The organism is Streptomyces sp. UH6 (assembly GCF_013421635.1).
Lineage (GTDB): Bacteria > Actinomycetota > Actinomycetes > Streptomycetales > Streptomycetaceae > Streptomyces > Streptomyces abyssomicinicus.
This window is the reverse complement of record NZ_JACADT010000166.1, coordinates 1-8,388: the sequence shown is the minus strand read 5'-3', so window position 1 is coordinate 8,388 and position 8,388 is coordinate 1. Positions and strand designations below refer to the sequence as shown.

Genomic DNA, 8,388 nt, shown 5'->3' with positions numbered 1-8,388 from the left:
TTGAAGAGGGCGTCCAGCACCGTGGCGTCGTCGATGGAACCCGTCACCCCGCGCTCCCTCCGTCGGCCCTCCTTCTCACCTTCTCGTATCGGCGGCGGGCGGCAACTCGGCCGGACCGGGAGGGCGCCGCGGGGGCGGGGCGGCGGCGGGACCGCGCGGTACGCCACGGGCCCGGACGCGCTGCGGCGTCCGGGCCCGTGGGGCGGTGGCGGAGGCGGGCTCAGAACAGGCCCTTGTACCCCTGCCAGCCGGTGGCGATCCGGGTACGGCTGCTGAAGGACCCCTTGCCGTTGCCGTCGTTGCGCCAGACGTTGCCGGAGGAGTCGCGGGACACGAGGTCGGCCTGGCCGTCCCCGGTGATGTCGCCCACGCCGACGACGGTGTTGTAGCTCGACCCCCAGTCGGCGAAGACCTTCACCCGGCTCTTGAACTGGCCGGCCGCGGTGCCGTCGTAGCGCCAGAGCTCGTTCGACCTGTCCTGTGCCAGCAGGTCGCCGTGGCCGTCACCGTTCAGGTCGCCGGCCCCGAGGATCTTCTTGTACGTCCACGCGGAGCGGATCTCGACCCTGGCCGCGAGCTTGCCGGTGCTCGTCGCCCTGTGGAGGTAGATGTCCCCGGTCGAGGCCTGGCGGGTGATCAGGTCGGGCCGCCCGTCACCGCTCAGGTCGCCCGGCGAGGTCAGCACGTCGTACTGGTTCCAGCCGGTGCCCAGCGAGGTGTACGCGGTCGACGGGGTCACCGCCGAGGCGCAGCCCGGCCGGTAGGCGCGCAGCTCACCACTGCTGAACCGCACGAGCATGTCGTTGCAGCGGTCACCGCTCAGGTCGCCGAACGGCACCGCGCGGATGGTGGTGGGCCATCCGGAACCCGACCGCTTGCCGGTGAAGACGCCGGTGCCGGTCCCGTACTGGTAGGTCAGCCCGCCCGAGCTGTTCAGCGTCACCAGATCGCCGAAACCGTCCGATCCGACGAAGTCATGCCGGACGGGCGTGGCGCCGGTGACCTTGACCGTGCCCGTCCTCGTCAGCGCCGCGCCCTGCCCGTCCGCGGGGGTGACGGTCAGCTTCCAGGTGTAGGCGCCGTTGGGCGCCAGCTTGCCGGAGGCGTCCTTGCCGTCCCACGCCGGGGCGACCACACCGCGGGCCGGGCCCCCGGAGAGCGTGCGCACGGCCGTTCCCGTCCTTCCGGTGAGCACGAGCGTCCAGGAGGCCGCAGGCTTGTTCAGCCACCACTTGGGGCTCCACCGCGCGGCACCGCCCTTGACGTCCACCGAGGCGGCGACGGTGGCGTCGCGCTGGACGAGGCCGGAGACGGGGACGCCGCCGGCGGTCAGACGGATGCTGTTGTCGGAGCGGAGCTGGGCGATCACACCGGTGTACGGGTCGACGTCCCAGGCGTTCCCCTCGAACTTCCCGGCGGTGTGCGACACGGGCGTCCCGCCGCGCACGTCGGTCACCTTGAGCTGCCCGTCCTCGGCGGTCGCGACGAAGCCGTCGCCGAGCTGCGCCGGTTGCCAGTCGGAGCCCGACACGAGCGTCACGTTCCGCCGGGTGACCGTGTCGTAGACGCCCTGGCCCTCCGCGTTCAGGACGCAGTTCCACAGCAGCCACCGGCCCACGGCCTGGAAGTCGTTCAGCAGGCAGCCGCGCCCGAAGGACACCATCGAGCCCTGCTCACCGGTGAGCAGGTCGACGGGGATCACCGCGTCGTTGCCGGACGCCACCCAGGCGGTGGTGCCCCAGATCGCCCGCACGGTCGCGCTCGTGGTGTACACCGCCTGCCCGGTGTCGACGTCGACGACCCGCGTCTGGGCCGCACCGGCGCTGTCGTACGAGGTCAGGGCGGCGAAGCGGCCGTGCGCGGCGGCCGTCGTCCGGTAGCTGCGCGTGCTGTCGATCCGGGTGCCGGGCAGCGACTCGGAGGCCTGGAGGATGTGGGGCTGCTGCGGAGGGTCGATGCCGTGGTCGGCGACGACCGTCCGGCCGTCGCCGGTGTCGATCAGGCGCGGGCGGCCGTCGGTGTAGTCCTCCAGCGCGAAACGGCCGCGGGTGGTGCGGGTCCCGGCCGTGGGGGAGTCGGCCACGCCGGTCTCACGGGTGTGGAGGTAGGTGTAGCCACCCACGGGGTCCGTCTCCACGGTGGTCAGCCGCCCCTGGGCGAGCGTCAGGTCGGAGACGGTGTGGGCGGCCTGCCGCGGGTGGGCGTCCGCCACCCGCCGTACGCCGACGCCACCGTCCTCGGTGGCCTCGACGAGGGAGACGCCCCAGTGGTCGGTGTCGGAGCCGCCCGCGACCAGGAGCCCGCCGTCCGGCGTCGCCACGGCCTGCCGGGACGTCCGGGCCAGCAGCGTCCGCCGGGCGGATCCGTCGAGGGGGACGGCCTCGACCCGCGAGACCGCGCGTTCGCTGCCGTGGTGGCCCAGGGCGGAGTCGTACCGGGCCACGACGACGGTGTCGCCGACCAGGCCCAGCACGTCCGCGGTGTCGCCGAACGGCAGGGTCCGCGGGGCGGCGGACGGGTCCTGACGGGAGGCGACGTGGAGGGTGCCGTCGTACAGCCACACCACGTGGGTGGGGCTGAGGGCGACCTGGGAGTACCACGACGGCACCGTGTACGGCAGGGCGGTGAAACGTCCCTGCTCGACGTCGAGCCATCCGGTGACGTCCTCGTCGTCCTTGCCGTACCGCACGATCTGCCCGCGCGCGTCGCCCAGCCCAGCGGCCGACCACAGGACGGCGCCGGAGGGGACGCCCTCCACCGTGCGATCGGTGACGGAGCCGTCGGCGCGGGCGTCCAGCAGATGCCACACGGAGTCACGGGGGGTTCCCACCGTCGTGACGACCGTCGACCCGAGCGTGCTGAAGTACGTGTGCCCGTCGGGAAGCGCGATCGTGCCGACCTGGCCGGTGGCCATGTTCCGCAGCGTCACGGTCCTGGCGGACCTGTCGTGGTGTGCCACGACGTCCGAGCCCGCGCCGGCACTGGTGACGCCGTACACGTCCGTGCCCGAGGGGTCGACGACGGTGTCGGCACCGTCGTACGTCGTCCACAGCTGGCCGCGGCCCTCCTCGTACCGGAGGAATCCCGACGGTCCCGCGCTCATCAGGCCCGTGCGCGGAACCATGGACGTGGTGGCCGGCACGACCACCTCTCCGGTGACCGTCCTCCCGTCCGCGCTCGCGGCGCCCGCCGGACCGAGCCCGAGCGCGAGCGTCAGGGAGACAGTGGCGGCGGTGGCACTGCGGACGAGTACGCGTCTGCCCATGCGGGGACCTCTCCAGCGGTGTAGGTGAAGGCCGGAGAGACGTGTGCGCACGCGGCCGATCCGCGGGCCGTGGACCCGGCGGCACGCATGACGTGCGACTACCCCCCCAGGCAAGTGGCCGGATCCTAGCATTCGGGGCCTGGTGGGACCTGGTGGGCCCATGGGGTGTACGGGACGCCGGCCTGGGGCTTTCTCATGGAGCGGGTGACGAGGACCGGACGCGAACTCCTGGCCGGGAGGCGACGGTGCCCGCCCGCGGCCGGCCCGGACAGCGCGGACCCCCCGCGGTGGCGCCGCCGCGAGGGGTCCGACGTGCCGCCGCGGATCCTGGCGGGCCAGGCCGCGGAGGCGTGCCGGTCGATGCGGGACCGGTTCGGTCCGGCATGTGGGACAGAGATGTAGCTTTCCGGTCCGATGGTGGTTATTTCCGGTCGGATGGAGCGTCAACTGTTGGCGACTATCAGCTAATTCGGCCGACAATGCCTCAGAGGTGGGGCTGGAGTCACTGGGTGGTGCGGCTGAGTACGCCGGTCACGTTCAGGACCTCGTGACACTCCTGCGCCTGACGGCCGGACGCCGGTGTCCCGGGCTTTCCGCAGGTCACTTCGATGGTGACGGTTTCGTTCTCGGGGATCTTGATGGGGGTGACCCAGTGGTAGTCCTGGTTGCGGAAGGTCTCCAGCGCGATCGTGGTGATCTTGCGGCCGCCGAAGGTGATCGTCAGCAGCCCCTCGTCGCCCTGGAAGTTGGCGACAACGATGTCCGTCACTCCGAACACGCTGCCCGCCGGTACCCGGTAGGTGCCGGTCTTGGTCTTCCCGCCGGCGGTCTGCACGTCGATGGTCTCCGAGATCTGCGGGCCACCGAGCGCGGCGCCGTTCCCGCCCGGGACGCCCTCGCCCGATCCGGAGGACGCGCCCGTCCCCTGGCCGGTGCCGGTCTCCGCTCCGGTGCCGGCTCCGGCACCGGAGGCCTGCCCGGCCGAACCCTGCTCCCCGGCGGCCGTGGGGCTCGGCCGGACCGCCTCGGCGGCGGCCTCCTTGGCCGCGCTGCGCACCGCCGGGCGGACCAGCATGAACCAGGCGAGCAGCAGGGCGAGCAGCGCCGCGAGCACGACGAGCAGCCACCGGGGGAAGACCGGGATCTGGACGAACTCGGCGTCCAGGGGCGTCCGGACGGTGGCCTCTTCGGGCCGGGGCTCCTCCTGGGCGCCGGTCTCCGCGGTGTCCACGGTGAACGGCCACACCACGGGGGCGCCGAACCACACGGGGGTGCCGGTGCGGACCCGCAGGCCGATCTCCGCCGACTCGCCCGGTTCCAGCTTCCGTTCCGCCGGGCTGAAGGCGAACCCCAGCTCCTCGCCGGGCTGGCCGGCGGTGAAGCCCACCTCCACCGGCGAGTTGCCCCGGTTCTGCACGGCCAGCCGGTAGCGGCCGCGCAGCCAGCCGCGGCGACGGCGTGGCGCCAGCTCGGTGTGCAGTTCCCGGAACTCCTCGACGTGCACGGTGGTTTCGAGAACCTTCACCGCGTCGGGGTGTTCGGTCGGCAGGACCCGCACGCCGAGGGGCATCTCGCCCGCCCGGACCTCCGGCGAACGTGGCGGGGCCAGCCGGACGGTCACCGTCTCGGAGGTTCCTGGGTAGAGCGAGACCCGCGCGGGCTCCACGGTGGTCCAGGAGGCGCAGTCCCCGACGACCTCCAGGTTGTACGCCTCGACGATGTCGCTGTCGTTGCGGACGGTGAGGCTGGTCGTGGCGGTGTCACCCGGTGCCACGGTCACTTCCGGGATGTCGAGACCGGGCGTGCCGGGACGGGAAGAGGCTGCAGAAGGCGTCACGCCGCCACGCTAGGGCCGCCCCCGGGCCGCCACGACAGGCGCGGGGGCAACGCCCGGGCAGTGCCGGTGCCCCGGCGGTCACGCACGGCCGGAGGCATGGGCGCACCGGCTGCGCGGCCCGTCGCCCCGCGGGCGCCGCCTTCCGGTGCACTCCCTCCCCACCCGCGCCGCCGTTCGCCCCCACCCCCCTCACGTCAGACAGGTAAGCCGTCATGCCCACCACAGAGCAGGCCGTCCCGGCCCACCCCGCCACTTCCGTCACGTCCGCCACGGCACATGTGCCCACTCAGGCCTGGACCATGCGCAGAACTTCCCGATCCGAACGCCTCGAGCGCGTGACCGTGGCCGTCTACGCCGCGGACCCGGTCCTGCGCCTGGGCGTCGTCCAGCAGCTGCGTCAGCGCCCCGAGATCGATCTGGTCACCGACCCCGACAACGAGCGGGCGGAGGTGTCGCTGGTGGTCGTGGACCACGTCGACGACGACGTGGCGGCGCTGCTGCACAAGCTGCGGCACAACACCCGCACCCGCACCGGCCTGGTCGTCGCGACCCTCGGTGCCGGCTCGCTGCAACGCGTCATCGAGTGCGGCGTCGCGGCGGTGCTGCGGCGCGCCGAAGCCGACCAGGACCGGCTCCTGGGCCTGGTCCTGGCCATAGCCAACGGCGAGGGCGTGCTCCCCGGCGACCTGCTCGGCAAGCTGCTCAGCCACGTGGGCAGCCTCCAGCGTTCGGCGCTCGACCCGCGCGGCATGTCCCTGTCCACGCTGACCGCGCGGGAGGCGGACATGCTGCGCATGGTGTCGGAGGGTCTGGACACCGCGGAGATCGCCCGCAAGACCGCCTACTCCGAACGGACGGTCAAGAACGTGCTGCACGAGGTCATCACGCGTCTGCAACTGCGCAACCGGGCCCACGCGGTCGGCTACGCGCTGCGCAACGGACTGATCTGACGGCCCGGTCCGTCCCCGGGCCGCCGTACCCGGCGGCCCGGCCCCGCGACGGCCGGGCCGGGAACGGGCGCTGCCCGAAAGCGCACCGCTCGTTTCCCCCGGGTATGGCCCCGCCGCCCTGCCGGGACGCACGGGGGTGCCGCAGGGTGGCGGGGGCACATCCGGATGCCGCACCGACTGCTAGGGGGACCGTGATGAGAACCGCTGGCCCCGGCGGGCGGTACCGCCCGGGGTGGTTCGGCCTGGTGACGCTGTTGCTGGTCCCGCTGCTCGGGGTGACCGCGGCGTCCGGCCTGGACGACGCGTCCTCCACGCCGCGGGTGGCCGCGGCCGCGGAGACCCGGGACGCCGCCGTCACCCGGATCACCTACGCCGGCACCCGGCACCGCAGCCTCGGCGGGGTGGACACCACCACCTCCAGCACCGCGCTGTTCGGCACGGGACCGGCCCACTTCGACGCACAGCCGTCCGCCCTGGGCGACCGGCTCGTCTTCGTGAGCCGCCGCGACGAGAAGAACCCGCAGGTCTACCTGCGGTCCGCCGACGGCTCCGTGCTCCGCCTCACCAAAGGCATGAACGCGGCGCACCCGCGGCTGACGCGCGACGGGTCCGTGGTCTTCGACTCGGCCGGACCCGGCGGCGCGGACGGCGGGAGCCAGCGCGACCTGTGGCAGGTGAGCACCGACGGCACCGGCCGCCTGACGCAGCTGACCGACACCCCCGCGGACGAGCAGTGGCCCACCGTCTCCCCGGACGGGAAGCGCCTGGCGTACTCCAGCGACGCCGACCCCGCCGCCGGACAGCAGATCTACGTGCGGGACCTGGCGGGCGGCGACGCCGTCCGGGTCACCGACCCCGTGAACGGCACGGCCACCGAACCCGTGTGGAACCCGGCCACCGACGACGAGCGCCGGAACCGCATCGCCTACACCGCCACCCCCGCCGGATACGGGCAGACCGGCACCCGGCTGCGGGTGACGGACGGCACCGACGGGTCCACCGACCGGCCGCTGCTCGGCGGCGAGCAGACCGACTGGCGGGCCCACGGGGCGACGTGGCTGCCCGGCGGGGACGAGGTCATGTTCCTCAGCCCGGAGATCACCTGCGAGTGCGAGGGCGACTGGGACCACGTGTTCCGCACGCCCGCGTACTCCGCCGCCACCCCGGGGCTGGTGCTCAACGAGAACCGCGAGGTCCTCTCGCCCACCTGGCTCGGCCCGCTCGACGGGGGCCGCGCGGTCGTGGAGCGCACCACGGCGTCCGGACCGCACGTGGCGACGCTGCAGGACGTGCGGCTCGACGGGTCCGATCCACGGGACCTGGGGCAGACGGTCCTGACGGAGGACCCGGAGGCGGACACCAACACCGACCCCGCCAAGGACCCGCTGTTCCGGCCGAGGGCCGGATACGACCCGTGGACCGAGCGGCAGAACTACACGCCCGACGGCCGCCGCATCGTGTTCACCCAGTTCGAAGGCGCCCAGGACCGCCGGATCGAGCGGATCCGCATCGTGGACGCGGACGGCTCGAAGCCGGAGTACCTGACACTCGACGAACGCGGCCCGGACGACTGGGACACCGACCCGGCGTTCTCCCCGGACGGCAAGCGGCTCGCCTTCACCCGGGTGTCACCGGGCGGCGTCGGCGAGGCCGCGGGGACCAGCCGCATCCTCATAGCGGACGTGGCCAGCGGCAAGATCACCGGCCGGATCGTCCCGCCGTCCGACGCGCCCCAGGACCAGGACGCCCAGCCGTCCTGGTCCCCCGACGGCACCACCCTGGCCTTCACCCGCAACCACGAGATCGACGGACGCGGCGGCAGCAAGCACATCTGGACCGCGACCGTGGCCACCCCGGTCGAGCAGCACGACCTGAGCGAGGAGAACTGCCCGGGCGCCTGCGAGGTCATCGACGACAGCCCCGCGTTCTCCCCGGACGGGCGGAGCATCGCCTTCAACCGGAAGAGCGGCGGCGGCCGGATCGACGAGCGCAACGGCATGCTGGTGACGTCCGTGTCGGGTGACGCGTGCCGGGTACTGCTGCCCGCCGCCGCCCGCGACCAGGCCGGCGCCTGCGGCCGGGACCTGCCGGACACCACCGACACCGGCCCGCACCAGCCGCGTGACGCCGCCTGGACGGCCGACGGCGCCGGCCTGGTGTTCAGCGCCCGCGCCCGGGTCGCCGCCAACAGCCCCGAGAGCATCAAGTTCCTGGACATCGCCTCCGGCAACCTCGTCTCCCTGACCGGCGCCCTCCCGGGCCGCCAGAAGGAACCCGGCGTCCAGCAGTCCGTGAACCTCACGGTCCGGGCGCCCGGCACCGCCGACGAGGTCACG

General features: G+C 73.5%; 3 protein-coding genes and 1 pseudogene. 2 read left to right on the top strand and 2 right to left on the bottom strand.

Annotation, left to right across the window (positions count from 1 at the left end):
* Positions 1–220 precede the first annotated feature (220 nt).
* A complete protein-coding gene (locus HW445_RS11470) occupies positions 221–3,265 on the bottom strand; it encodes an FG-GAP-like repeat-containing protein (protein WP_180220921.1) in 3,045 nt (1,014 codons plus the stop codon).
* A 502-nt stretch (positions 3,266–3,767) separates the two neighbouring features.
* Positions 3,768–5,102 carry a hydrolytic protein gene (locus HW445_RS11465; protein ID WP_308798890.1) on the bottom strand — a complete coding sequence of 445 codons (1,335 nt, stop codon included), beginning with the start codon at positions 5,100–5,102 and terminating at the stop codon, positions 3,768–3,770.
* Between the two features lie 212 nt (positions 5,103–5,314).
* Here HW445_RS11465 and HW445_RS11460 point away from each other — a divergent pair, with 212 nt between their 5' ends.
* Both HW445_RS11460 and HW445_RS11455 read left to right on the top strand, forming a co-directional pair.
* Positions 5,315–6,052 (top strand): response regulator transcription factor, encoded by a 738-nt coding sequence (locus HW445_RS11460; protein WP_374939632.1) that lies wholly within the window; start codon positions 5,315–5,317, stop codon positions 6,050–6,052.
* A 194-nt stretch (positions 6,053–6,246) separates the two neighbouring features.
* Positions 6,247–8,388: pseudogene (locus HW445_RS11455) on the top strand (hypothetical protein); the annotation flags it as partial.